The sequence below is a fragment of the Streptomyces griseorubiginosus genome (assembly GCF_036345115.1).
In the GTDB taxonomy this organism is placed as follows: Bacteria; Actinomycetota; Actinomycetes; order Streptomycetales; family Streptomycetaceae; genus Streptomyces; species Streptomyces griseorubiginosus_C.
This window is the reverse complement of the sequence record NZ_CP107766.1, coordinates 8,888,528-8,913,810: the sequence shown is the minus strand read 5'-3', so window position 1 is coordinate 8,913,810 and position 25,283 is coordinate 8,888,528. Positions and strand designations below refer to the sequence as shown.

The following is a 25,283-nucleotide window of genomic DNA, read 5'->3' as shown; positions in this document are numbered from 1 at the left end:
GATGCGGATGAGGCCCCTGCTGAACCCCTGGATGACCCCTCCTCCGCGGACGCGCCCGGCTCCCCGCGCCCCGGCTGGTTCGGCTGGCGTCGCCGCTACCCCCGTACGGCCCGTGGGGTGTCCGTGGGGACGAGCGTGGCGGCGGGTCTGCTGGTGCTGCTCGTGCTGCTGTTCCCCAACCGGCTCGACCACATGAACCTCCGGTCGTTCTTCCGGCTGCCCGTGGAGGCGATCGTCCTCGCGGCCGTCCTGCTCGTGCTGCCGCCGAAGGCACGCCGGATCGCGGCGGTCTGCTTCGGGCTGTTCCTCGGCCTGTTCAGCCTCCTGAAGTTCATGGACATGGGCTTCTACCAGACCCTGGCCCGGCCGTTCGACCTGGTCTTCGACTGGATCATGCTGGGCAACGCGACGGACTGGCTCCGGGAGACGTTCGGCCGCACCGGCGAGGTGCTCGCGATCATCGGAGTGATCGTGCTGTTGGTCGCGGTCCTCGCACTGTGCACCCTCGCGGTGGTGCGGCTGTCGAACCTCATGTCCCGGCACCGGCCCGTGGCGGTGCGCACCACGCTCGTCCTCGCGACGGTGTGGGTGACCTGCTTCATGGTCGGCGTGCAGTTCGGCGGGGTCACCTTCGCCACCAAGGGCAACACAGAGTTCCTCGCCAACCGCGTGCAGCACGTGCGCAACGGGCTGGGGGACGCCAAGGTCTTCGAGAAGGAGTCCGCCGTCGACGCGTTCGCGGCCACTCCTCCCGACCAGCTCCTGAACGGGCTGCGCGGCAAGGACGTCCTGTTCACCTTCATCGAGAGCTACGGCCGGGTGGCGATCGACGACCCGGCGATGGCACCGGAGATGGACGCGACGCTGAAGCAGGGCGACGCGACGCTCAAGTCGGCCGGCTTCGCCTCGCGCAGCGGCTGGCTGAGCTCCCCGGTGACGGGCGCCGGCAGCTGGATGGCCCACTCGACGTTCCTGTCCGGCCTGTGGGTCAAGAACCAGCAGCGGTACCTGAACCTCACCTCCAGCAAGCGCGCGACCCTCACCAGCTACTTCCAGAAGACCGGTGACTGGCGCACGGTCGGCATCGTGCCGGGTGTGCGCAAGTCGTGGCCCGAGGGCAAGTACTTCGGCCTCGACCACATCTACGACTCGAAGCACCTCGGCTACAAGGGCCCCTACTTCAGCTGGACGCCGGTGCCGGACCAGTTCAGCCTGGAGGCCTTCCAGAAGCTGGAGCACGGCAAGAAGGACCGGGACCCGATCATGGCGGAGATCATCCTGGCCTCCAGCCACAACCCCTGGTCGCCGATCGCCCACACCATCGACTGGAACGACCTCGGGGACGGGACGATCTTCGAGAAGATCAAGAAGGAGGGCACGAACCCGACCGAGGTCTGGAAGAGCCAGGAGCGGGTGCGCACCGAGTACCGCAAGGCCATCCAGTACTCCGTGGACAGCCTGACCCAGTGGATGCAGCGCTACGGCGACGAGAACACCGTCCTCGTCTTCCTCGGCGACCACCAGCCCGTCCCGACCGTCACCAAGGGCTCGACCAGCAGGGACGTGCCGATCACCATCGTCGCCAAGGACCCGAAGGTGCTGGACCGGGTGGCCGACTGGCACTGGACCGAGGGTCTCAAGCCCGCCGACAACGCGCCGGTGTGGGGCATGGACAAGTTCCGGGACCGCTTCATGACGGCGTTCGCGAAGTGACGGCGTCAATGAACTGACGGCGTTCATGAAGGGCTGACGGACGCCTCCAGGAAGGGCTCGACGACGGCCAGGAACTCCTCCGGCCTGGCCTCGTGCACCAGGTGACCACCGCCGACGGTCACCAGCCGGGCGCCCGGGATCCTCGACGCCAGCGCGGCGACCTCGCCCTGCGGAATGAGGCTGGTGGGCCCACCAGCAACAACCAGCGTGGGTATCGCGATCCGCCCCATGTGGTCCCACCACAGGGGGTCGGGCGCGTTGCGCTGCGCGTCGGTGGCCCGCAGCATGGCCCAGTCGAAGGGCGGGTCGAAGTCCGGGGCGGGCGCGGGTGGTCGCGGCGGGTCGAGGGGAAGCGGCGCGGGCACGTCCTCCAGGACAAGGCGTCGTACGGCATCGGGCGCGTCCTGCGCGAGCAGGTAGGCGACGGCCCCGCCGAGCGAGTGGCCCACGACGTCGGCACGCTCCGCCCCGACCGCGGCCAGGAAGCCCAGCATGTCGTCGCGCATCGCCTCGTACGCGTACGCCCCCGGCACCTCCCCGAGCCGGCCGCTGCGGCCGTGCCCCCGCAGATCGGGGGCGTACACGCGGCGCGGGCGCGTCCCCGTGGCGAGCCGCTGGGCGATCCTGGCCCAGTCCGCGCCGTCGGCGCCACGGCAGTGCAACATGAGCACGGGCGGCGCGTCCTCGGGTCCCCAGGCGCGGTACGCGAGGGTGATGCCGTTCGCCTTGACGGTGTCCATACCGGGGAACGTATCCGGGGCGGCGCCCGGTGAAGGTCCCGCTCTGCCCAGGGCAGACGCCCCGAGCACGAACAGCGGGGGTCCGTCAGCCGGCGAACCGGTCCCGCAGCTCCCGCTTGAGGATCTTCCCGCTGGCGTTCCGCGGCAGCTCGTCCACGAACAGGACCCGCTTGGGTGCCTTGAAGTGGGCGAGCTTCTCGCGCGCGTGGGCGAGGAGGTCGGCCTCGGTGACCTCACCGCGGGGGACGACCACCGCCGTGACGGCCTCGATCCACCGCTCGTCCGGCAGGCCGACGACGGCGACCTCGGCGACGGCCTCGTGGGTGTACAGCGCGTCCTCGACCTCGCGTGAAGCGATCAGCACACCACCGGAGTTGATCACGTCCTTCACCCGGTCGACGATCGTGAAGTAGCCGTGCGCGTCCCGCACCGCGAGGTCGCCGGAGCGGAACCAGCCGTCCCTGAAGGCCGCTTCGGTCTCCTCGGGCTTGTCCCAGTACCCCTCGCACAACTGCGGTGACCTGTAGACGATCTCGCCGGGCGTGCCGTCGGGCACCTCCTCGCCGTCCTCGTCCACGACCCGCGCGTCGACGAAGAGGACCGTACGGCCGCAGGAGTCCATCCGCCCCTTGTGCTCGTCGGGCGCGAGCACGGTGGCCAGCGGACCGATCTCGCTCTGCCCGAAGCAGTTGTAGAAGGCCAGCTTCGGGAGGCGCTCACGGAGCCGTTCCAGGACGGGCACCGGCATGATCGAGGCGCCGTAGTACGCCTTGCGCAGTCCGCTGAGGTCGCGGGTGGCGAAGTCGGGGCGGTTGGACAGACCGATCCACACCGTCGGCGGCGCGAACAGGCTGTCCGCGCGGCCCTGTTCGATCAGGTCGAAGAGACGGTCGCCGTCGGGCCCGTCGAGGATGATGTTCGTCGCGCCGACCGCGAGATAGGGCAGCAGGAAGACGTGCATCTGGGCCGAGTGGTACAGCGGCAGCGAGTGCACGGGCCGGTCCCCCGCGCTCAGATCGCAGGCGGTGATCGCGCTCAGGTACTCGTGCACCAGGGCGCGGTGGGTCATCATCGCGCCCTTGGGCAGGGCCGTCGTCCCGGAGGTGTACAGCAGCTGGACGAGGTCCTCGCTGCGGGGTTCGGGGCCGTCGTACGGCGAGGTCGCGTCGAGGCGTGCCAGCAGGGAGCCGTCGGCGTCCCGCAGGGGCAGCGTGCGCACGCCGGACGGGAGCCGGTCCGTGAGGCCGGGATCGGCGAGGACCAGCGTGCTGCCCGACTGTCCTACGAGGTACGCCAGGTCGTCCCCGGTGAGGTTCTGGTTGACCGGCACATGCACCAGGCCGGCGCGGGCGCAGGCGAGGAAGCCGATCAGATACGCGTCCGAGTTGTGGCCGTAGGCCCCGACCCGGTCGCCGCGCGAGAGGCCCTCGCCGAGGAGCACGCTCGCCGCGCGCGAGACCGCGTCGTCGAGTTCCTCGTACGTCCACGAGCGCTCGCCGTACTCCACCGCGACGCGCGCCGGAGTGCGCCGGGCGCTGCGGCGCAGCACCCCGTCAACCGTACTGCCGTGTCCTGGCGTCATACGGGACAACCTACCGGTTGGTACGCTCAACCGCTCCTTCCCTCAATGACGTTGGGAGGCACGATGCGCACCCGCCCCAGACGCGCCCTCGTCGCGGCCGTCGCCCTGTTCGCCGCCGCCGGCGCCCTGCCGGCCGCCGCCGCGCAGGACCAGTACCAGCAGCAGGAACAGCGCCATCCGTCCCACGGCGGTCTGTCAGCCACCATCCGCTACACCGAGTACGGCATCCCGCACATCCTCGCGAAGGACTACGCGGACCTCGGCTTCGGCACCGGGTGGGCGCAGGCCGCCGACCAGGTGTGCGCGCTCGCCGACGGCTTCGTGACCGTGCGCGGTGAGCGTGCCCGGTACTTCGGGGCCGACGCGGCCGCCGACTCCGCGCTCTCCTCCGCCACCAGGAACCTCTCCAGCGACCTGTACTTCCGCGGGGTGCGGGAGGCGGGCACGGTGGAGAAGCTGATGGCCACACCGGCACCGCTCGGTCCGAGCCGTGACGTCAAGGAGCTGATGCGGGGCTTCACCGCGGGCTACAACGCCTGGCTGAAGAAGAACCGGATCACCGACCCGGCCTGCAGGGGCGCCGCATGGGTGCGCCCGGTGACGCTCCAGGACGTGGCCGCGCGCAACTTCGCGCTGGCCGTCCTCGGCGGCCAGGGGCGGGCCGTGGACGGCATCACCGCCGCGCAGCCCCCCGCCTCGGCGACGGCCGGGGCCGCAGCACCCGACGCGCAGAGCACCGCGCGCGCCGCCCGCGAGCTCTTCGCGGCCGACTCCGCCGACATGGGCTCCAACGCCGTCGCCTTCGGCGGGACCACGACGGCGAACGGCCGCGGGCTCCTGCTGGGCAACCCGCACTACCCCTGGCAGGGCGGCCGCCGCTTCTGGCAGTCCCAGCAGACCATCCCGGGCGAACTGAACATCGCGGGCGGCTCCCTGCTCGGCTCGGCGACGATCTCCATAGGCCACAACGCCCAGGTGGCGTGGAGCCACACGGTCGCCACCGGCGTCACTCTCAACCTCCACCAGTTGACCCTGGCCCCGGGCGACCCGACCACCTACCTGGTGGACGGCAAGCCGGAGCGCATGACCGAGCGCAAGGTCACCGTCGCCGTGAAGGACGGCCAACCGGTCACGCGAACCCAGTGGTGGACGCGGTACGGCCCGGTCGTCACCTCCCTCGGCGCGGCCCTCCCGCTTCCGTGGACGACCACGACCGCCTACGCCCTGGGCGACCCCAACGCCACCAACCTGCGCGGCTCCGACACGGCCCTCGGCTTCAGCAGGGCCCGCGGCACGCAGGACGTGCTCGACGCGCTGAAGCGCACACAGGGCCTGCCGTGGGTCAACACGATCGCCGCCGACTCCCGGGGCCACACGCTGTTCACGCAGTCCCAGGTGCTCCCCCGGATCACCGACGAACTGGCGCAGCGCTGCTCCACTCCCCTGGGCCGGGTCACCTACCCCGCCTCCGGAGTGGCGGTCCTCGACGGCTCGCGCGGCGACTGCGCCCTCGGCAGCGATCCTGACGCCGTGCAGCCGGGGATCTTCGGGCCCGCGAAGATGCCGGTCCTCCAGGACGCGCCGTACGCGGAGAACTCCAACGACAGCGCCTGGCTGGCCAACGCCGAGCGGCCGCTGACCGGGTACGAGCGGGTCTTCGGCACCGTGGGCACGCAGCGGTCGATGCGCACGCGGGGCGCCCTTCAGGACGTGTCCGCGATGGCCGCGCGGGGGAAGCTGACCGTCCGGGATCTTCAGGCGCAGCAGTTCGCCGACCGGGTGCCCGCGGGCGACCTGGTGGCGGCGGACGCGGCGAAGGCCTGTGCGGCGCTGCCCGACGGTACGGCAACGGGCAGTGACGGCAAGGTCGTTGACGTCCGCGAGGCCTGCGGGGTGCTCGCGGCCTGGGACCGCACCGCGGACACCGGCAGCCGGGGCGCGCTGCTCTTCGACCGGCTGTGGCGGAAGCTGCCCGTGGCCCAGCTGTGGAAGGTGCCGTTCTCGGCGGCCGACCCGGTGGGCACGCCCAACACGCTCAACACGGACGCGCCCGCCTTCGCCACGGCGCTCGCGGACACCGTCGCCGAGCTGAGAGCAGCGGATATTCCGCTGAACTCCCCTCTCGGCGAGCACCAGTTCGTGGTGCGGAACGGCAAGCGCATCGCCGTTCCGGGCGGCACCGAGTCGCTGGGCGTGTGGAACAAGGTCGAGCCGGTGTGGAACCCGGCGGGCGGCGGGTACACCGAGGTGACGACGGGGTCCAGCTACATCCAGGCGGTCGGCTGGGACGGCGGGCGCTGCCCGGTGGCCCGGACCCTGCTGACGTACTCCCAGTCCTCGAACCCGGACTCCCCGCACTTCAGTGACCAGACGCGGCTGTTCTCCGCGGAGAAGTGGGTGACGTCCCGCTTCTGCGAGAAGGACATCCTGACCTCGCCCGCACTGCGGATCGTGCGGGTGCGCTCCTGAAGCCGGGCGGGCTCACACCGGCCGCGAGCGCCCCTCCCAGTACGGCTCCCGCAGCCGGCGCTTGTACAGCTTGCCGTTGGGGTCGCGGGGCATCTCGGTGATGAAGTCGACGCTCTTCGGGCACTTGTAGCCCGCGAGCCGTTCGGCGCAGTGGGCGAGGAGGTCGGCGGCCAAGTCCGGCCCGGGGGTGTGCCCCGGGGCCGGCTCCACCACCGCCTTGACCTCCTCGCCCCAGTCGTCGTGCGGGATGCCGAAGGCGGCCGCGTCGGCGACGGCGGGGTGCTGGAGCAGGACGGACTCGATCTCGGCGGGGTAGATGTTGACCCCGCCGGAGATGATCATGTCGATCTTGCGGTCGCGGAGGAAGAGGTAGCCGTCCTCGTCGAGGAGGCCGAGGTCGCCGACGGTGAAGAAGTCGCCGATGCGGTTCTTCTTCGTCTTGGCCTCGTCCTTGTGGTACGCGAAGCCGCCGGTGTTCATCTTCAGGTACACGGTGCCGAGTTCACCGGGGGGCAGCCGGTTGCCGTCGTCGTCGAAGATCGCGAGTTCGCTGATGGGCCAGGCCTTGCCGACCGTGCCGGGCTTCTTCAGCCAGTCCTCGGCGGTGGCGAAGGCCCCACCGCCCTCGCTGGCCGCGTAGTACTCCTCCACACAGGGCCCCCACCAGTCGAGCATCGCCCGTTTCACATGGTCGGGGCAGGGAGCGGCGCCGTGGATCGCGTGCCGCATGGACGAGACGTCGTAGCGTGCCCGGACCTCCGCGGGCAGCGCCAGCAGGCGGTGGAACTGGGTCGGGACCATGTGCGTGTGGGTGCAGCGGTGTGCGTCGATCAGCCGGAGCATCTCCTCCGGCGTCCACTTGTCCATCAGCACCAGGGGATGGCCGATGTGCAGGGAAGCGGCCGCGAACTGGAGGACGGCGGTGTGGTAGAGCGGCGAGCAGACGAGGTGGACGTTGTCGTCGAAGGGCCTGATGCCGAAGATGCCGAGGAAGCCGCCGAGATAGGCCTCCTCGGGGAGCTTGCCGGGCAGGGGCCGGCGGATACCGCGCGGGCGGCCCGTGGTGCCCGAGGTGTAGTTCATGACCCAGCCGAGTTCACGGTCGGCGGGCGGCGACTCCGGTTGTCCGGCGAGGAGTTCGGCGTACGGCCGGAAGCCGTCGACCTCGCCGACGGCGTACCGGTGGGTCGCCGGAAGGCCCGCCTCGTCGGCCGCGTGCCGTGCCGCGTCGGCGAAGCGCTCGTGGGCGAGGAGCACCTTGGCGCCCGAGTCGGCGACGATCCAGGCGATCTCGGGGGCGACGAAGTGGTGGTTGATCGGGACCAGGTAGAACCCGGCCTGGCTGGCGGCGAGGTGCGCGGTGAAGAACTCGGCGCTGTTGGGCAGGACGACGGCGAAGGCGTCACCGCGTTCCAGTCCGGCCGCGCGCAGGCCGTGCACGAGCTGGTTGGCGGCGGCGTGCAGGCGGCCCGCGGTCCAGGACGAACCGTCGGGGGCGGTGAGGACCGTGCGTGAGGGGTCCTGGGCGGCCTGGGCCCAGAAGCCCGCGGGGGGTGTGCTCGTCACTGGCCGCTCCTTCCGGCGATGCGGTTGATGCGATCGACGGCTTTCTCGAAGCCGCGGGTGAGGTCGTCGAAGACGGCCTGGACACTGCGTTCGCTGGTCATCCGGCCGACGATCTGGCCGACGGGTGTGCCGAGCAGGGGCTCGACCTCGTACTTCTGGATGCGTGAGACGGCGTCGGCGACCAGCAGGCCCTGGAGGGGCATGGGCAGGGTGCCGGGTCCGTCGGCGGAGTCCCAGGCGTCGGTCCATTCGGTACGGAGCTGGCGTGCGGGTTTCCCGGTCAGGGCGCGGGAGCGGACGGTGTCGCCGGAGCCGGCGGCGAGGAGCTTCTCGATCAGCTTGGGTGAGGGCAGTTCGGCCTCTGTGGTGGTCAGCCATATGGAGCCCAGCCACACACCCTGGGCGCCGAGTGCCAGCGCTGCCGCCACCTGCTGTCCGCTTCCGATGCCGCCGGCCGCCAGCACGGGCAGCGGGTCCACGGCGTCGACGACCTCGGGGGTGAGGACCATGGAGGCGATGTCGCCGGTGTGCCCGCCGGCCTCGTAGCCCTGGGCGACCACGATGTCGATGCCGCCCTCCTTGTGCTTGACGGCGTGCCGGGCGCTGCCCGCGAGGGCGGCCACGAGGACGTTCCGCTCGTGCGCGCGGGCCACCACGTCGGCGGGCGGGGAGCCCAGGGCGTTGGCGAGCAGCCGGATCGGGTAGTCGAAGGCCACGTCCAGCTGGTTGCGGGCGACCTGCTCCATCCAGCCCGTGATGCGCCACCCGGACGCCTCGCCCTCGGCGAGTTCGGGCACGCCGTACTTGGCGAGGGTGTCCTTGACGAACTGCCGGTGACCCTCGGGGATCATCGCCTCGACGTCGGCCTCGGTGACCCCTTCGACCTTCTTGGCGGGCATGACGACGTCCAGGCCGTACGGCTTTCCGTCGACGTGCGCCTCGATCCAGTCGAGGTCGCGTTTGAGTTCGTCGGGGGCCGTGTAGCGGACCGCGCCGAGCACTCCGAAACCGCCGGCCCGGCTGATGGCCGCGGCGACGGCGGGGAACGGCGTGAAGCCGAAGACGGCGTGCTCGACTCCCAGTGTCTTGCTCAGCTCCGTCTGCATGGGCGCAGGATGCCGCAGTCCTCCGGACGACGGAAGAGGTTTTCTGATGCTCCGTCAGATTCGGGTCGGGATCGAGCGGGACTTCGGCCGGTCCGGCTCCGTGGGCCGGGCGCTCAGCCGGGGACGTCCAGCCGCTGGGTGCCGATCACCGACAGCAGCCGCAGCGCCTCCTCGGACCGCGAACCCGGCGTGGCGGTGTAGATAACGACACGCTGGTCGCGGTCGGCGATGTCGAGGACGTCGCAGTTGACGGTGACCGGCCCGACCACGGGATGGTCGAAGGTCTTGCGGAGCGTCGGCGTGTCCGTGACGTCGTGGGCGGCCCACAGCCGAGCGAACTCCTCGCTGCCGTCGAGGAGTTCGGCCACCAGGGCGGTCAGCTCGGGATCGTCGGAATAACGGGCCGCGGCGGCGCGCAGCTGCTGGACCGACGAGCGCGCGAACTCCTCGCCGTCCGACACCCCGTACAGCCGGCGGCCCTCGGGGTGCGGTCCCAGGAACACGCGGCGCACGAGGTTGCGGTCACGGCGGGGAAGCCGGGAGAAGTCCTCCATGAGCGCCGCGGCCAGGTCGTTCCAGGCGATCACCTCATGGGTCGCCGAGATGACGAAGGCGGCGGCCTGCGGCAGCCGGTGCAGCAGGTCCACGATGCTCTGGCGGACCTCGCGGGAGGGGCCGGGCGGCGGGCCCGGCGGGGTGCCGGCGAGGTGGTGGAGGTGGTCGCGCTCGGCGTCCGCCAGCCGCAGCGCACGGGCGACCTGGGCCAGGACCTCGCGGGACGGGCGGGGCGCGCGAGCCTGTTCGAGGCGGGTGTAGTACTCGGTCGAGATGTACGCCAGCTGAGCCACCTCCTCGCGGCGCAGCCCCGGGGTGCGGCGGCGCGGCCCGGCGGGCAGCCCCACGTCGGCGGGGGTGATGCGCTCGCGTCGGCTGCGCAGGAAGTCGGCCAGTTCTCGTCGGTCCACGCCCCCAGTGTGCGCGGACGCCCGGGTGGCCAGCCAGGTACCGCCGGTGCCTGGATGAGCCGTGGCGCCGGGCGCAGGCTCGTCGGCATGGACAACACGACCACCACCACTGCCCTGCTCGCCGACAAGGTCGCCTTCATCACCGGTGCCGGACGTGGCATCGGCGCGGCCGCCGCCCGGCTGTTCGCTCGGGAGGGCGCCCGCGTCCTGCTCGCAGCCCGCACCGAGACCGAACTGAAGGCGGTGACCGAGGAGATCCGGGCCGCCGGCGGCACGGCCGACCACGTCCGCTGCGACCTGGCCGACCCGGACAGCGTCCGCGCCGCCGTGGACCGGGCCGTCGAGCTGTACGGCCGGCTCGACGTCGCCTTCAACAACGGGGCGACCATCCAGCCCCCCGGGCCGATGGACGAGCTGTCCGAGGCGGACTTCGACCGTGTCGTCGCGGTCAACCTCAAGGGCCCCTGGCTCGCCATGAACGCCGAGATCGCGGCGATCCGGGCCACCGCCGGGACGGGCGCGATCGTCAACAACTCCAGCGTGGGCAGCCTGATGGCCAACCCGTGGCTGCCCGCCTACGGCGCCGCCAAGCGGGCGGTCAACAGCCTCACCGCGTCGGCCGCGGCCACGTACGGCCCGGAGGGCATCCGGGTCAACGCCGTCGCCCCTGGCGGCACGATGACCAAGATGATCGACGACTGGGAGGCCGCGACACCGGGCATCCTCGAGCGGCTCGTCGAGCAGACCCCGCTGGGCCGGGGCGCCGACCCGCACGAGATCGCCGAGGCCGCAGCCTGGCTGCTGAGCGACCGGGCCTCGTACGTCACGGGGGTGGTGCTCAGGGTCGACGGCGGAAGCCGGGCCTGACGGACCCGGGGAAGGTCAGTCCCCGAGCTCCGCCAGCACCGCCATCGCCGCGTTGTGCCCCGGCACCCCGCTCACCCCGCCCCCGCGCACCGCGCCCGCCCCGCACAGCAGCACGTTGGCGTGCCGGGTCTCCACGCCCCAGCGGCCGGTGTCCTCCTGGGCGTAAGGCCAGCTCAGCGCGCGATGGAAGATGTTGCCGCCGGGCAGCCTGAGGTCCCGCTCCAGGTCGAGCGGGGTCTTGGCCTCGATGCAGGGCCGGCCGTCCGCGTCGGTGGCCAGGCAGTCGGCGAGCGGCTCGGCGAGGTGGGCGTCGAGCTGGGCGAGAGTCGAGGCGAGGAGTTCCTCGCGTACGGCGTCGTTGTCCCGGTCGAAGAGCCGGGCCGGGGTGTGCAGACCGAACAGCGTCAGGGTCTGGTAGCCCTGCTCGACGAGGTCGGGGCCGAGGATCGTCGGGTCCGTGAGGGAGTGGCAGTAGATCTCGGAGGGCGGGGCGTCGGGCAGCCGGCCGGCGGCGGCCTGGGCGTGGGCGGTGGCCAGCTGCTGGTAGCCCTCGGCGATGTGGAAGGTGCCGGAGAACGCCTCGCGCGGGTCGACCTCGGTGTCCTTGAGCCGCGGGAGCCGCTTGAGGAGCATGTTGACCTTGAGCTGGGCGCCCTCCGCGGGGGTGGGCGGCTCGTCGCCGGTGAGGGCGGCGAGTTCCTGCGGGGAGGCGTTGACCAGGACGTGCCGGGCGCCGACCACGCCCTCGCCGTCGGCGGTGCGGTAACTGACCTCCGCCGCACGCCCGTCCGTGGCGATCCCCACGACCTCGTGCCCGGTGGCGAGGACCGCGCCGGCGTCGCGGGCCGCGCCGGCGAGGGCGTCGGTGAGGGCGCCCATGCCACCGACGGGCACGTCCCAGGCGCCGGTCCCGCCGCCGATCACGTGGTAGAGGAAGCAGCGGTTCTGCGCGAGGGAGGGGTCGTGGGCGTCGGCGAAGGTGCCGATGAGCGCGTCGGTCAGCACGACGCCCCGGACCAGGTCGTCGGAGAAACGCTCCTCCACGGCCACGCCGATCGGCTCCTCGAACAGCACCCGCCACGCCTCCTCGTCGTCCACGCGCAGGCGCAGCTCGTCCCGGGTGGGCAGCGGTTCGGTGAGGGTGGGGAAGATCTTCTTCGCGACGCGGCCCGTCATGTCGTAGAACCGCTGCCACGCCCGGTACTCGCGGTCGCCGCCGGTGAGTTCGGCGAAGGCCTCGCGGGTGCGGCGCTCACCGCCGCCGACGAGGAGTCCGGTGGAGCGGCCGTCGCGTTCCACCGGGGTGTACGACGAGACGTTCCGCGTCCGGACCCGGAAGTCCAGGCCGAGGTCCCGGACGATCTTCCTGGGCAGCAGGCTGACCAGGTAGGAGTAGCGCGACAGACGGGCGTCCACACCGGCGAAGGGCCGCGTGGAGACGGCGGCGCCGCCGGTGTTCCCGAGCCGTTCGAGCACCAGCACGGACCGGCCGGCCCGGGCCAGGTAGGCGGCGGCGACCAGGCCGTTGTGGCCCCCGCCGACGATGACGGCGTCGTAGCTCCGGTGCAGTCCCTCGTGTGCAGGCATGGTTCTTCGTAACACGTGATGATCTAGGTCGGCCAGAGGTGCGCGGCACCCGGCCGTCACCCCGCGCCCGTGGCCCGCTGCTGTCTCAGGGCCGCCACTCTGCGGTAGAGCTCGACCGCCTCCGCGCCCCGGCCGAGCTGTTCGAGGCAGTGGGCCTCGTCGTTGCGGCTGGCGAGGGTGTCGGGGTGGTCGGCGCCGAGGACGTGCTCGCGGGCGGCGGCCACTCTGCGGTACTCGGTGAGGGCGTCCGTCCAGCGGCCGAGCCAGCCCAGGCCCACGGCGACCTCGCGCCGGCTGACCAGGGTGTCGGGGTGGTCGGCGCCGAGGACGCGCTCGCGGATCGCGCACACGTCACGGGACTCGGCGAGCGCCTCCTCCCAGCGGCCGAGGCGACCGAGGTTGACGCCGAGTCCGTGGCGGGCGCGCAGGGTCTCGGGGTGGGCGGGGCCGTGGATACGGGTGCGGTCCTCGATCAGGTCGCGGTAGAGCTGGAGGGCGTCCGCGCTGCGGCCGAGGCGGCCGAGGCTGATGCCGACCTCATAGCGGGCGGCGAGGGTGTCGGGATGGTCGGGGCCGAGGGCCTGGGCACGGGCCTCGGCGACCTCGTGGTAGGTCTGGAGGGCCTCGCCCCAGCGGCCCAACTGGCCCAGCGCGTAGGCGACTTCGTAGCGGGTGACCAGGGTGTCGGGGTGGTGGGGGCCGAGCACCCGGGCACGGGCGGCGGCCACCTCGCAGGCCATGCGGTAGGAGTCCTCCAGGCGGCCGAGCCTGCTGAGGTTGAAGGCGAGGTTGTGGCGGCAGCGCAGGGTGTCGGGGTGGTCCGGGCCCATCTGGCGTTCCCTGGCCGCGAGGACCGAGTTGTAGACCTGGTGGGCGTCGAAGTGCCGGCCCAACTGGCCGAGCACGTACGCCATTTCCTGGCGGGCGGCGAGGGTGTCGGGGTGGTCGGCGCCGAGGGTGCGGGTCCTGCTCGCGGCCACGTGCTTGTACTCGCGCAGGGCGTCGGCGGCGCGGCCGGTGCGGCTGAGGGTGAACGCGACCTCGTAACGGCTGGCCAGCGTGTCGGGGTGGTCAGGGCCGAGCAGGTGCTCGCGTTCGGCGGCGACCGCGCGGTGCACCTCGCCGGCCTCCGCCCAGCGGCCGAGGCGGCCCAGGCTCAGTCCCGCGTTGTGCCGTCCGGCGAGCGCGGTGATCGCCTGCGGGGACGGCACGGGCGGCTCCTCCGGTGCCGGGTGCTCGGTGCGGCCCGTGGCGGGGCGGGCGATCCACTCGCCGGTCAGGCCCGCTCCGGCGTCCGGGGGCGTGAGGGCGAGGCCCGCGCCGGTGGCCTTGTGGCCGGTGGTCATGCCGCGGGTCCAGGAGGGCAGCCGGGTCTCGCGGGGGCGCTCCGGTTCGGGCGGGCGGAAGTCGGGCTGCGGGGTCACCACGGTCGGCACGTACGCCGGTGTCGTACGGCCCAGAGTGATCCGGCGCCCCAACTCGCGCGCGTCGTGCGGACGTTGCTCGGGGCGTTTGGCCAGCAGGTCCAGGATGACCTTGTCCAGGTACTCGGGGAGTTCGGCGCGGTGGCTGCGCGGCGGCCGGGGCGGGGTGTCGCGGTGGCCGACGAGGATCGCCCAGGCGTCCCCCAGGTCGAACGGCGGCACCCCGGTGGCGATCTCGTACAGCACGCACCCCAGGGAGTACAGGTCGCTGCGCTGGTCGACCTCCGAACCCCCTATCTGCTCGGGCGACATGTAGTGCGGGGTGCCCATCGCGATGCCGGTGCCGGTGAGCCGGGAGGTGAAGCCGATGTCGTGGCCGAGGCGGGCGATGCCGAAGTCGCAGATCTTCACGGTGCCGTCGGTGAGCCGGACGATGTTCGCGGGCTTGAGGTCCCGGTGCACGATGCCCTGGCGGTGGGTGTAGGCGAGTGCGGCGGCGACCTGGTCGGCGATCTCGACGACGTCGGCGACGGGCAGCGGGTGCTGTTTGTTGTCCTCCAGGAGCTGGCTGAGATTGCGGCCCTCCAGGAGCTCCATCACCAGGTAGAGCACCCCGTCGGACTCGCCGAAGTCATGGACGACGGTCACCCCGCGGTGGCTGAGCGCCGCGGCCACGCGTGCCTCGCGACGGAACCGCTCCCTCAGGACCCGGGTGAAGGTCTGGTCGTGCTGCCCGCCCAGCGGCTTGAGGCACTTCACGGCGACGTGCCGGCCCAACGACTCGTCACGGGCCCGCCACACCTCGCCCATGCCGCCGCGCCCGATCAGATCGAGCAGTCGGTACCGCCCCTGGATGAGCCTGCTGTCCCCCATCTCCTGCGACCGCCCCCGTCGAAACTCGCCCCGCCCTCCCCTGGCCCGTCCAGTATGGCGACCTGTCGTCCGACTTTGTACGGGGCGGGCCGGGAGCCGGGACCGAGCCGGGCCATGGCGCGCAGGATGTGCTTGGGCGGGAGTTGCCAGCGCAGACGTGCGGGAACGCAGCGCAGCAGGGTGCCGGTGGCACGCAACTGACGGGTGACGGTGGTGGGTTCGGGGGCTTTCCGGCCGTACAGCTCGTGGGCGTACGGCGGCAGGGCGGCGTACGCCAGCTGCGCCACGCGCCGCCACAGCACCTCGCGCGCCGGGACGAGGAGGGGGTGCGTCGGCGGGCGGAGCAGGAAGTCGTCCACTTCGCGGGCCTCGGGCGTAGCCGCGAGTTCGGGGAGCACCTTGTCGAAGTAGGCGGCCATCTCGGCCTGGTTCGCGGGGACGGCGTCGGGGTCCAGGCCGACCAGGCGGGCGCTGACCCGGTGTTCCGCTATGTAGCGGTCGGCCTGCTCCTCGGTGAGGCGGAATCCGGAGCGCCGGGCTACCTGGAGGTAGGAGTCGATCTCGGCGCAGTGCACCCACAGCAGGAGTGCGGGTTCGTCGACGCCGTAGCGTTCGCCGGTGTCGGGGTCGGTCGCGCCGAGCATGGTGTGGATCTTGCGGACGCGGGCGCCGGCCTTCTCGGCGGCCTCGGTGGTGCCGTAGGTCGTGGTGCCGACGAAGTGGGCGGTGCGCATCAGCCGGCCCCAGGCGTCGCGGCGGAAGTCCGAGTTCTGCATGACGCCGCGCACCGCGCGCGGGTGCAGGGCCTGGAGGTAGAGCGCGCGGACGCCGGCGACCCACATCATCGGGTCGCCGTGCAGCTGCCAGGTCACCGAGTCCGGTGTGAAGAGCCCGGGATCGGCCGCCTCGAAGTCCGCTGTGTCCGCCATACGCGCAGGCTAACGCCGTACCCGCGGCATACCCAGGCCGATCCACGAGATGATCTCGCGCTGGATCTCGTTGTTGCCGCCGCCGAAGGTGAAGATGACGGCCGAGCGGTAGCCGCGCTCCAGTTCGCCGTGCAGGACCTCGCCCACCGAGCCCTCCTTGAGCGCGCCGGCCGCCGCGACGATCTCCATGAGCCACGCGTAGGCGTCCCGGCGGGCCTCGGAGCCGTAGACCTTGACGGCGGAGGCGTCCTGGGGGGTGAGGGTGCCGTCCTGGACGGCGTTCACCATGCGCCAGTTGAGGAGCTTGAGCGCGTCGAGCCGGGTGTGGGTCTGGGCGAGGCGGCGGCGCACCCACGGCAGGTCGATCACCCGGCGGCCGTCGGCGAGCTTGGTCTCCATGGCCCAGCGCTGGACGTTCTGGAGGGCGCGGATGGCCATGGTGCCGTGGGCGGCGAGGGTGACCCGCTCGTGGTTGAGCTGGTTGGTGATCAGCCGCCAGCCCCGGTTCTCCTCACCGACGCGGTGGGAGACGGGGACCCGGACGTTCTCGTAGTAGCTGGCCGTGGTGTCGTGCGAGGCGAGGGTGTTGATGACGGTGCAGGAGTAGCCGGGGTCGGTGGTCGGCATCAGGAGCATGGTGATGCCCTTGTGCGGCGGGGCGTCCGGGTCGGTGCGCACGGCGAGCCAGACCCAGTCGGCGGTGTCGCCGTTGGTGGTCCAGATCTTGTGCCCGTTGACGACGTACTCGTCCCCGTCGCGCACCGCGCGGGTCTTCAGGGAGGCGAGGTCGGTGCCCGCGTCGGGCTCGCTGTAACCGATGGCGAAGTCGATCTCGCCGGAGAGGATGCGGGGCAGGAACCAGGACTTCTGCTCCTCGGTGCCGTACTGCATGATCGTCGGCCCGACGGTGTTGAGCGCCATGAGCGGCAGCGGTACGCCGGCCTGGGCGGCCTCGTCGAAGAAGATGAACTGTTCCATCGCGGTCAGGCCGCGGCCGCCGTACTCCTCGGGCCAGCCCACCCCGAGCCAGCCGTCGGTGCCGAGGCGGCGGATGGTGTCGCGGTAGAAGCGCTTCTGGGCGTCCCGGTCGGTGAAGCGGGCGTGTGCGTTGTCCGGGACCAGTTCCGCGAAGTAGGTGCGCAGTTCGGTGCGCAGCCGCTGCTGCTCGGGCGTGTGGTCGAGATGCACGGCGCCTCCAGGCTCCCCGGGACCGGTCCTGACGGCGCACACGGTAGAACGTGTTCCAGTAATTGGGAACGGTCAGGGGAGGGTCCGTCCGGCGCGGGAGCGCTCTCTCAGAGGCTTCGCCGTCTCAGAGGAGGGTCGCCATGAAGTCCGTGCACGCCTGGGCGCACTCGCGGCACGCCTTGGCCGCGTCCTCGGCGCCGGCGTGCCGGTCCATGACCTGCGCGCACTCCAGGCACACCGAGCGGCACCACTCCAGCTGGACGCGGATGCCGGCCTCGTCGAGGTGGTTCTCCTCGGAGAGCACACGGCAGGTCGCGTCGCACACCTCGGCGCACATGATGCCCTTGCGGCGCAGTAGTTCCTGTTCCTCGGTCCCGTCCGGATCGACCAGGCTCGCACGCAGCGCGCAGGCGCGCGCGCACTCGGTGCACGCCTGGGCACACGCGAAGCGGTCCTCCAGGAACCGGAAGAGCTCCTGCTGGGAAGTCGAAGTCGTCACGGGGGTCGGGTAGCCGGGGCCCGGGTCGCCAAACCCCCGGGTTCGGGGTGTTCACGCCGTTCGGGGGCCGGTCGGTTCGCCGGGGGCGCCCGGGGTACTCGCGTGGCATGAACCAAGCCCTGAACACCGAATGGATGGACATGGCGGCGGGCCGGGGCGGCCTCGCGGCCGGAGTGATCGCCGCGGGTGTGGTGGTCGTGGCGGTGCTGATCGGCGCCTTCTGGCTGGGCTCCCGGGTCAGGCGCCGCGAGTCGCCTCCGCCCACTCCCGACGAGCAGCCGAGGCTGCCCGAGAGCGGACCGGTCCGTGAGGTCAGGGAGCACCGGGAGGCCGACGAGGTGCCGCGGAGCGACACCCGCCTGACACCGCACGAACTGCCGAACCACGGCAACAGCCCGACCCGGACGGGCTCCTCCGGAGACCGCCCGCGCTGGGACGAGGGCAGCAGCGGGTCCTTCGGCAGCGGGGGGCCCGGGGGCGGCTGACGCCGGACCGGGTGCGGGTTACCCCGCACCGCCGGGTCTCCCCGTCGCCGCACCCCTGGAGGCTGTCGCCGCACTCCTGGAGGCTTGTCGCGGCATCCCTGGAGGCTTGTCGCCGCATCCCTGGAGGCTGTCGCGGCATCCCCGCAGGAGTGATCCTCCGCACCGCTGGAGGCGGTCGCCCGCTCACTCACCGAGCCGGGCGGCCGCCTCCAGCAGCAGTGCGTGCACGAAGGCCTGCGGGAGGTTGCCGCGCAGCTGGCGCTGGGCGATGTCGAACTCCTCCGCGTACAGGCCCGACGCCCCGCAGGCCCCGCGGTTGCGTTCGAACCAGCGGTACGCCTCGACGCTGCGGCCCTGCTGGTGCTCCGCGAGCGCCATCACGAACCCGCACAGCAGGAAGGCTCCCTCGGCCTCCTCCAGGGGCCGGTCGTCGTGGCGGAAGCGGTAGAGGAAGTGGTCGTCGGCCAGGTCACGGCGGCACGCGGCGAGGGTGGCCCGGGTGCGCGGGTCGGCGGCGGGCAGGGCGCCGCGTACGCCGGGCAGCAGCAGGGCCGCGTCCACGGCCGGGTCGTCGGGGGTGCGCTGCCAGTGGCCGTCGGGGTGGCGGCAGGTCCGCTCGGCCGCGTCGAGGAGGGTGTCCGCCAGGGTGGTGCAGGTCTCGGCGAGCGGGTGGCGGGGCGCCGCCCCGGCGACGGCACGCAGGCCCGCGACACAGATGAGCCTGCTGTGGGTCCAGTGCCGGTCGTCCAACTCCCAGATTCCCGCGTCCGGTTGACGCCAGCGGTCGGCGATGGCCCGGACGCCGGTCTCCGCGGCCTTCCAGTGGCCCTCGTCCAGGCGACCGTGGCGTTCGGCGGCCGCGAGCAGCAGGAGGGCCTCGCCGAAGCAGTCGAGCTGAAACTGGTCCCCCACCTGGTTGCCGACACGGTCGAAGCCGCCCGGATAGCCGGGCAGGTCGAGGTCACGCTGGGCGGGGACGGGGTCGCCGTGCACGGTGTAGGCGGGCACCAGGCGGGGACCGTCCGCGTGCAGGCGTGCGGTGACGAAGTCGACGGCGGCGTCGAGGAGGACATGCTCGCCTGCGGCGGCAGCGGCCTGTCCGGCGTAGCTCTGGTCGCGGATCCACACGTACCGGTAGTCGTAGTTGCGCCCCTCCTCCGCGCGCTCGGGCAGGCTGGTCGTCGCCGCCGCGACCATGCCGCCGCCCCGCGTGGTGAGACCGCGCAGGACGGCGTACGCCCGGCGCGCGTCACGGGGCGCGACGGTGTCGTCGAGCGCGGGGACCGCCTCGCGCCAGGCGGCCTCGGTGGCCGCCCAGGTCCGCCGGGGCTCCGGTAGGTCGGCCGGCAGCGGGGACGTGGCGCACTCCAGGACCAGGTCGTGCCGCTCGCCGGGCCGCAGCTCGATGTCGAGGGTCAGCCCGTGCTCGCCGGGGACCGCTCCCGGCGCGCCCTGCCAGCGCAGACGGTGCCGTCCGGTGCGCAGCTCCCATACGCCGTCGTCGCCGCGGCGGACGGAGTCGAGCTCCGCGGCGCCGTAGTCACCGTGCGGGTCGAGGAGCACGGTGAGGCGGGCGGGGCCGTCGACCGCGCGCAGCTGCCGCAGCAGGACGAGCCGGTCCGGGTCGCCGGGGAAGGCCAGTGCCTCGCGGCACTCGACGATTCCCCGGTCGGTGACCCAGCGGCTGCGCCAGATCAACGTGCCTTCCTCGTAGTAGCCGCCGAAGACGTAACGCCCCCGCGGGGTGATGGCGTACGCACCCCGCCCGCCGACCAGAGCGGCGCAGACCGCGTCGTCGTGCCAGGCAGGAGCGCACAACCACCCGATGACACCGTCGGGCCCGATGAGCGCCCCACGCTCACCGTCCGCCAGCAGCGCGTAGTCGTGCAGCGCGTGGGGTGGATGGAGGGTGGTCATGGCGCACGGGTACCCCGGGGGCGGGGAGATCAACGGGAGGGCCGGGTCGGAACCGCCGGGGTGAGGGGATCGGGGAGAGATGGTCAACTGCTATTCCGCTCCAGGACGTTGACCCGCCCCTCGGGCCCCAGCAGAATGAGCCCGCACCGCTTGAGAGCGCTCTCAGAGCCCCTGGCCCGCACCTCCGAGGAGTCCCATGACCGGCAGTCCCCGCCACCCCCTCAGCCGCCGTACGCTCATCGGGACCGGCCTCGGAGCCGTGGCGCTCACCGCGGTCGGCACCGTTCCGGCCCGGGCGGCACAGGGCGCGTCCGGCGCGTCCGCGGTCTCGGCGCCGGGCCGCGCGCGGGCCTTCCTCGCCGCCGCCATGGACGCCTACCCGGACCACGGCACGATCCGGCTCACCCAGAGCTACACGGACCAGGCGGGCCTGTTCAGCACCGCGTTCACCTACGACAACGCCCTCGCGATCCTGGCCCACCTCGCCTCCCCCGCGGGCCGCTCCCGTGCCGTGGCCCTCGGTGACGCACTGCTGTACGCCCAGGCCCACGACCCGGGGTACGACGACGGCCGACTGCGGCAGGCCTACAACGTCGGGCCGTACACCTTCTACGACGGCTCCCCGCAGCCTGACGGGTTCGTGCGGGCGGACGGTACGGCCAACGTCGGTACGCAGTTCGGCTTCACCGGTACCGCCGTGGGCGACATGGCGTGGGCCGGTATCGCGCTCGGCGCGCTCGCCGCGCGGACCGGTGAGCGGCGCTTCCTCACCGGCGCGGTGCGGATCGGCGAGTGGATCGAGCGGGTCGGGCGGACCGACGAGCCGCTCGGCGGGTACAAGTTCGGCGTCAACGGGGCCGACGAAAAACTGCCGTTCACCTCGACCGAGCACAACACCGACCTGGTCGCGCTGTTTGGACGGCTGGCCCGGCTCACCGGGGACCGGGTGTGGCGGGAGCGCCGGGCGCGGGCCCGGGCCTTCGTCGAGAAGATGTGGGAGCCGGCGGGCGGCTTCTTCTACACCGGCACCAACGACGGCGTGACGATCAACAGGTCGCCGATCCCGGAGGACACCCAGACCTGGACCCACCTCGCCCTCTCCTCCCCGGCCCACGCCCGCTCCCTCGACTGGGCCGCGTCCGGGCTGGCCGTCCTGGACACCGCGGACCGGCCCAACAGCACCGTCCCGGCCGGTCAGTCCTACCCGGGCGTCACCTTCAGCTCCGCGAGCCTGCTGGCGAACGAGGCCGCCCCGATAGCCGAGGGGCAGCCCAGGCCGGACCGCAACGGGGTCTGGTTCGAGGGCACCGCCCATCTCGCCCTCGCCCTGCGCGACCGGGGCGCGGGCGGCGACGAGAAGCGCGCCCGCCGGCTCCTCGGCTCGATCGAACGCGCGCAGGATCTCCTCGGCGCAGAGCAGACCGTCGGTGGCACACCGCTCCCCGCCCGCTCCGGAGTGGTCTCGGCGAGCAGCCCCCTCGACACGGGCTTCGGGTTCGGCTACTACCCCTACCGGCACACGGGTGCCACGGCGTGGTACCTCCTGGCCGCGTCCCGGGCCAATCCCCTGCGGGCCTGAGCCCGGGGCGCACGCCGGGACGGTTCAGGGGGTGAGGAGGGTCTTGACGGCGCGGCGTTCGTCCATGGCCTTGTAGCCCTCGGCGACCTGGTCGAGCGGGAGGGTGAGGTCGAAGACCTTGCCGGGTTCGATACGGCCGGACAGGACCCGCTCGATGAGGTCGGGCAGGAAGCGGCGCACGGGGGCGGGGCCGCCGCGCAGGCCGACGTGGGAGAAGAACAGCTCCTGGCCGTCCACGGCGACCTCGTGCGGGACGCCGACGAAGCCGACGTTGCCGCCGGGCCGGGTGGAGTGCAGGGCCTGGCTCATCGACTCGGCGGTGCCCACGCACTCCAGCACGCTGTCGGCGCCGATGCCGCCGGTGAGGTCCTTGACGCGGGCGACGCCGTCCTCGCCGCGCTCGGTGACGATGTGGGTGGCGCCGAACTCCAGGGCCAGCTTCTGCCGGGACTCGTGCCGGCTCATGGCGATGATCCGCTCGGCCCCGAGTTCCTTCGCGGCGATGACCCCGCACAGCCCGACCGCCCCGTCCCCGACCACGACAGCGGTCGAGCCGGGCTCGACCCCGGCTGCCACGGCGGCGTACCAGCCGGTGCCCATCACGTCGGAGACGGCCAGCAGGCTGGGCACGAACTCGGCTCCGGGGTGATCCTCGGTGGCGACCAGGGTGCCGTGGGCGTTGGGGATGCGCACGTACTCGGCCTGGCAGGTGCTCATGAACTCCCGGTTCAGACAGGAGGACTGCCAGCCGTTGCGGCAGTTGGCGCAGGTGTTGTCGGAGGTGGCGAAGGAGCCGACCACGAACTGGCCCGGCCTGACGTTGTCCACCGCGCTGCCGACCTCCTCGACGACGCCGACGTACTCGTGCCCCATGGGGTGCGGGTCGCCGATGGGTTCCGCGCCGCGGTAGGCCCACAGGTCCGAGCCGCACACACAGGTGGCGACGGTACGGATGACCGCGTCCGTCGGCTTCAGGATCCTCGGGTCGTCGAGCTGCTCGAAACGGACGTCTCCGGGAGCGTGGATGACTGCGCCTCGCATGATGGTGCTTCCTTCGGTTCGCGGTCGGTTCGCCATCGAGCCTCACACGCGAGGGCGTGCGCGAACAGCGGAGGAACGCATCCCTGGGAGGCGCGGATCCTGGGAGAAAACTCTCCCCCCTTGAGGCGGTGCGATCGGTGCCATCCTGGGAGGCATGACCAGCAACGTTCCCCTCAATGAGCTGGGAGAATTCCTCAGGAAGCGCCGCTCGGAGCTGAGCCCGCGCACCGTCGGACTGCCCGAGCAGGGCGGCCCCCGCCGGGTCGCCGGACTGCGCCGTGAGGAGGTCGCCCAGCTCGCCTCGATCAGCACCGACTACTACACCCGGCTGGAGCAGGGCCGGATGCAGGCCTCGGCTCCCGTGCTGGACGTCCTCGCCCGGGTGCTCCATCTGGACGACGACCAGCGGTCGTACCTCTTCCAGCTGGCCGGCAAGCCCGTGGGCCGTACCCGCAACCGGGGCCGGCAGAAGGTGCAGCCGCAGTTGCAGCGGGTCCTGGACGACCTGACGGCCACGCCGGCCCTGGTCCAGGGGCGGCGCGGGGACATCCTGGCCTGGAACTCGCTGGCGGCGGCGCTGGTCACCGACTTCTCCCGCCTCCCGGAGAAGCACCGCAACTATCCCCGGATCCAGTTCACCGACCGGGCGATGCGGACTCTGTACGCCGACTGGGAGACATCGGCGCAGATCTCCGTGGCGCAGCTGCGGATGGAGGCGGCGAAGTATCCCGAGGACCCGCGGCTGATCGAGCTGGTGGGTGAACTGTCGCTGCGCGACCAGCAGTTCGCCCAGTGGTGGGGTGAGCACCGGGTCGCGGGCCGCACGGTGGGCACCAAGACCCTCAACCATCCGGTGGTGGGGGAACTCGTCCTGGACTGGGACACCCTGACGGCGAACATGGACCCCGACCAGCACCTGACCGTGTGGACGGCGGCCCCGGGCTCCCCGACCCACGACCGCCTGCGCATCCTCGCCTCCTGGGCCGCCGAGCAGAACATGGCGGCCTCCTCACCGGTCGGCTGACCGGGAGCGGGCGGGGGCGGACGGAGGCAGGGGCGGACGGGACCGGTCGGCCGGTTACGCCCCGCCCCGGCCCGACTCGGAGACGTTCGTGGCCAGGAGGCGGAGCAGGCCGCGGGCCTGGTCGAACTGCGTCGGGGTCAGGCCCATGGCGTCGCCGATGGCCTTCGGGATGGTCCGGGCACGCTCACGAAGCTGGGCACCCTGGTCGGTGAGGGTGACGAGGACGGTGCGCTCGTCGTCCGGGCGCCGCTCCCGGCGGACCAGACCGGCCGATTCCAGACGCTTGATCAGCGGGGTGAGGGTGCCGTAGTCGAGCTGGAGGGCGGCTCCGATGTCCTTGATGGGAACCGTGTCGTGCTCCCACAGCACCAGGAGCACCAGGTACTGGGGGTAGGTCAGCCCGAACTCCTCCAGGAGCGGCCGGTAGCGGTTGGTCACCGCACGGGAGGCCGCGTACAGGGCGAAGCACAGCTGATCGTCCAGGAGCAGGGAGAAGTCCTGCTCGGTGCCCGTCTCCGCACTGCCCATGGCGGCCTCCTCCTCAGGGTCCTACGCGATCAGTATCCGAGCCACCCTAAACCACCGATGACAAAATTTCCACGTGCCAGATTTACTTGTGCACGAGGTAATCGCGTCATAGGCTTCTGGTCGTGGACAGGGCACCCCGCCCGCTCCGCGACACGAACAAGGAGTCCGCCATGAGCGACTACACCCCGACCGCCCCGGTTCTGGAGCCCGCCGCGGCCGAGTTCGCCGCCGCCACCGCCAATCCGCCGTACCTGTTCGACCTCGGGCCCGCGGAGGGCCGCAAGGCCGTCGACGAGGTCCAGTCCGGCGACATCGCCAAGCCGCAGGTGGACGAGGAGTGGATCACGGTCACGGGCGGCCCGACCGGCACGGTCCGCGCCAGGATCGTCAAGCCCGCCGGAGCCGGCGGCACCCTGCCGGTGATCCTCTACATCCACGGCGCCGGCTGGGTCTTCGGCAACGCCCACACCCACGACCGCCTGGTCCGCGAACTGGCCGTCGGCGCCGGCGCGGCCGTCGTCTTCCCCGAGTACGACCTCTCCCCCGAGGCCCGCTACCCCGTCGCCATCGAGCAGAACTACGCCGTCGCCCAGTGGATCGTCCGCGACGGCGCCGGCAAGGGGCTGGACGCCACCCGCGTCGCCGTGGCCGGCGACAGCGTGGGGGGCAACATGAGCGCCGCCCTCACGCTCATGGCCAAGGAGCGGGGCGATGTGAGCCTCGTGCAGCAGGTGCTGTTCTACCCCGTCACCGACGCGGCGTTCGACACCCCGTCGTACCGCCAGTTCGCCGAGGGCTACTTCCTGCGGCTCGACGCCATGCAGTGGTTCTGGGACCAGTACACGACCGACCCCGCCCGGCGGGCGGAGATCACCGCCTCCCCGCTGCGCGCCACGACCGAGCAGCTCACGGGCCTGCCCCCGGCCCTCGTCGTCACCGCCGAGGCCGACGTCCTGCGCGACGAGGGCGAGGCCTACGCCAACAAGCTCCGCCAGGCCGGCGTCCCCGTCACGGCCACCCGCTACCAGGGCATCATCCACGACTTCGTCATGCTCAACGCCCTGCGCGGCACGCACGCCGCCGAGGCCGCGATCACCCAGGCGGTGACGGTCCTCCGCACCGCCTTCGCCGAGAGCCGGGCCTGAACCGAAGACGTGGCTCCGCCGGCTGTCGGGGCCGGCGGGAGCCCGGACGATGTCTG

20 protein-coding genes are annotated in these 25,283 nt (G+C 72.3%); 7 read left to right on the top strand and 13 right to left on the bottom strand.

Features of this window, described 5'->3' with window-relative positions; genetic code table 11:
• Positions 1-27: 27 nt before the first annotated feature.
• Complete coding sequence (locus tag OHN19_RS40160; RefSeq protein ID WP_419249589.1) at positions 28-1,713, top strand: sulfatase; 1,686 nt, start codon at positions 28-30, stop codon at positions 1,711-1,713.
• 23 nt (positions 1,714-1,736) lie between these two features.
• On the opposite strand, the gene OHN19_RS40155 is transcribed toward OHN19_RS40160, so the two are convergent.
• Together OHN19_RS40155 and OHN19_RS40150 are read right to left on the bottom strand one after the other, a co-directional pair.
• On the bottom strand, positions 1,737-2,453 hold the full coding sequence (locus OHN19_RS40155) for an alpha/beta hydrolase (protein WP_330268932.1): 717 nt from the start codon (positions 2,451-2,453) through the stop codon (positions 1,737-1,739).
• Between the two features lie 85 nt (positions 2,454-2,538).
• The gene (locus tag OHN19_RS40150; protein WP_330268931.1) at positions 2,539-4,035 is read right to left on the bottom strand and encodes an acyl-CoA synthetase; all 1,497 of its coding nucleotides are present in this window, start codon (positions 4,033-4,035) and stop codon (positions 2,539-2,541) included.
• Positions 4,036-4,098: 63 nt separating this feature from the next.
• Here OHN19_RS40150 and OHN19_RS40145 point away from each other — a divergent pair, with 63 nt between their 5' ends.
• Positions 4,099-6,504 (top strand): penicillin acylase family protein, encoded by a 2,406-nt coding sequence (locus OHN19_RS40145; RefSeq protein ID WP_330268930.1) that lies wholly within the window; start codon positions 4,099-4,101, stop codon positions 6,502-6,504.
• A gap of 12 nt (positions 6,505-6,516) precedes the next feature.
• Here OHN19_RS40145 and OHN19_RS40140 read toward each other — a convergent pair whose 3' ends face one another.
• The 3 genes from OHN19_RS40140 to OHN19_RS40130 form a co-directional block, all read right to left on the bottom strand.
• Positions 6,517-8,070 carry an acyl-CoA synthetase gene (locus tag OHN19_RS40140; RefSeq protein WP_330268929.1) on the bottom strand — a complete coding sequence of 518 codons (1,554 nt, stop codon included), beginning with the start codon at positions 8,068-8,070 and terminating at the stop codon, positions 6,517-6,519.
• Positions 8,067-9,176 carry a nitronate monooxygenase gene (locus OHN19_RS40135; RefSeq protein ID WP_330268928.1) on the bottom strand — a complete coding sequence of 370 codons (1,110 nt, stop codon included), beginning with the start codon at positions 9,174-9,176 and terminating at the stop codon, positions 8,067-8,069. Before OHN19_RS40135 ends, OHN19_RS40140 begins: the two co-directional genes overlap by 4 nt.
• A 113-nt stretch (positions 9,177-9,289) precedes the next feature.
• Positions 9,290-10,141 carry a helix-turn-helix transcriptional regulator gene (locus OHN19_RS40130; protein ID WP_330268927.1) on the bottom strand — a complete coding sequence of 284 codons (852 nt, stop codon included), beginning with the start codon at positions 10,139-10,141 and terminating at the stop codon, positions 9,290-9,292.
• Between the two features lie 54 nt (positions 10,142-10,195).
• Between OHN19_RS40130 and OHN19_RS40125 the strand changes: the two genes are divergently transcribed.
• Entirely contained in the window at positions 10,196-11,008 is an 813-nt protein-coding gene (locus OHN19_RS40125; RefSeq protein ID WP_330268926.1) for a glucose 1-dehydrogenase, read from the top strand.
• 15 nt (positions 11,009-11,023) lie between these two features.
• Here the strand turns inward: OHN19_RS40125 and OHN19_RS40120 are convergent, their stop codons facing one another.
• The 5 genes from OHN19_RS40120 to OHN19_RS40100 form a co-directional block, all read right to left on the bottom strand.
• The gene (locus OHN19_RS40120; RefSeq protein WP_330268925.1) at positions 11,024-12,595 is read right to left on the bottom strand and encodes an NAD(P)/FAD-dependent oxidoreductase; all 1,572 of its coding nucleotides are present in this window, start codon (positions 12,593-12,595) and stop codon (positions 11,024-11,026) included.
• Between the two features lie 56 nt (positions 12,596-12,651).
• Positions 12,652-14,892, bottom strand: coding sequence for a serine/threonine-protein kinase (locus tag OHN19_RS40115; RefSeq protein WP_330268924.1), 2,241 nt, complete (start codon positions 14,890-14,892; stop codon positions 12,652-12,654).
• Positions 14,844-15,821, bottom strand: a complete 978-nt coding sequence (locus tag OHN19_RS40110) for an oxygenase MpaB family protein (protein WP_330268923.1) — start codon at positions 15,819-15,821, stop codon at positions 14,844-14,846. The genes OHN19_RS40115 and OHN19_RS40110 overlap by 49 nt, the downstream gene beginning before the upstream one ends.
• A 9-nt stretch (positions 15,822-15,830) precedes the next feature.
• Positions 15,831-17,009 carry an acyl-CoA dehydrogenase family protein gene (locus OHN19_RS40105; RefSeq protein ID WP_330268922.1) on the bottom strand — a complete coding sequence of 393 codons (1,179 nt, stop codon included), beginning with the start codon at positions 17,007-17,009 and terminating at the stop codon, positions 15,831-15,833.
• A gap of 124 nt (positions 17,010-17,133) precedes the next feature.
• On the bottom strand, positions 17,134-17,508 hold the full coding sequence (locus OHN19_RS40100; protein ID WP_330268921.1) for a ferredoxin: 375 nt from the start codon (positions 17,506-17,508) through the stop codon (positions 17,134-17,136).
• A gap of 107 nt (positions 17,509-17,615) precedes the next feature.
• Here OHN19_RS40100 and OHN19_RS40095 point away from each other — a divergent pair, with 107 nt between their 5' ends.
• A complete protein-coding gene (locus tag OHN19_RS40095) occupies positions 17,616-17,993 on the top strand; it encodes a DUF6479 family protein (RefSeq protein ID WP_330268920.1) in 378 nt (125 codons plus the stop codon).
• Positions 17,994-18,176: 183 nt separating this feature from the next.
• On the opposite strand, the gene OHN19_RS40090 is transcribed toward OHN19_RS40095, so the two are convergent.
• A complete protein-coding gene (locus OHN19_RS40090; RefSeq protein ID WP_330268919.1) occupies positions 18,177-19,910 on the bottom strand; it encodes a glycoside hydrolase family 15 protein in 1,734 nt (577 codons plus the stop codon).
• A 196-nt stretch (positions 19,911-20,106) separates the two neighbouring features.
• On the opposite strand from OHN19_RS40090, the gene OHN19_RS40085 reads away from it, so the two are divergent.
• Positions 20,107-21,489, top strand: coding sequence for a Tat pathway signal sequence domain protein (locus OHN19_RS40085; RefSeq protein WP_330268918.1), 1,383 nt, complete (start codon positions 20,107-20,109; stop codon positions 21,487-21,489).
• Positions 21,490-21,513: 24 nt separating this feature from the next.
• On the opposite strand, the gene OHN19_RS40080 is transcribed toward OHN19_RS40085, so the two are convergent.
• Positions 21,514-22,530, bottom strand: coding sequence for a zinc-dependent alcohol dehydrogenase family protein (locus OHN19_RS40080; RefSeq protein ID WP_330268917.1), 1,017 nt, complete (start codon positions 22,528-22,530; stop codon positions 21,514-21,516).
• Positions 22,531-22,684: 154 nt separating this feature from the next.
• Between OHN19_RS40080 and OHN19_RS40075 the strand changes: the two genes are divergently transcribed.
• Positions 22,685-23,554, top strand: a complete 870-nt coding sequence (locus OHN19_RS40075; RefSeq protein ID WP_330268916.1) for a helix-turn-helix transcriptional regulator — start codon at positions 22,685-22,687, stop codon at positions 23,552-23,554.
• Between the two features lie 54 nt (positions 23,555-23,608).
• Here OHN19_RS40075 and OHN19_RS40070 read toward each other — a convergent pair whose 3' ends face one another.
• The gene (locus OHN19_RS40070) at positions 23,609-24,082 is read right to left on the bottom strand and encodes a MarR family winged helix-turn-helix transcriptional regulator (protein ID WP_330268915.1); all 474 of its coding nucleotides are present in this window, start codon (positions 24,080-24,082) and stop codon (positions 23,609-23,611) included.
• A gap of 170 nt (positions 24,083-24,252) precedes the next feature.
• Here OHN19_RS40070 and OHN19_RS40065 point away from each other — a divergent pair, with 170 nt between their 5' ends.
• A complete protein-coding gene (locus tag OHN19_RS40065; RefSeq protein WP_330268914.1) occupies positions 24,253-25,227 on the top strand; it encodes an alpha/beta hydrolase in 975 nt (324 codons plus the stop codon).
• The last annotated feature ends 56 nt before the right edge of the window (positions 25,228-25,283 follow it).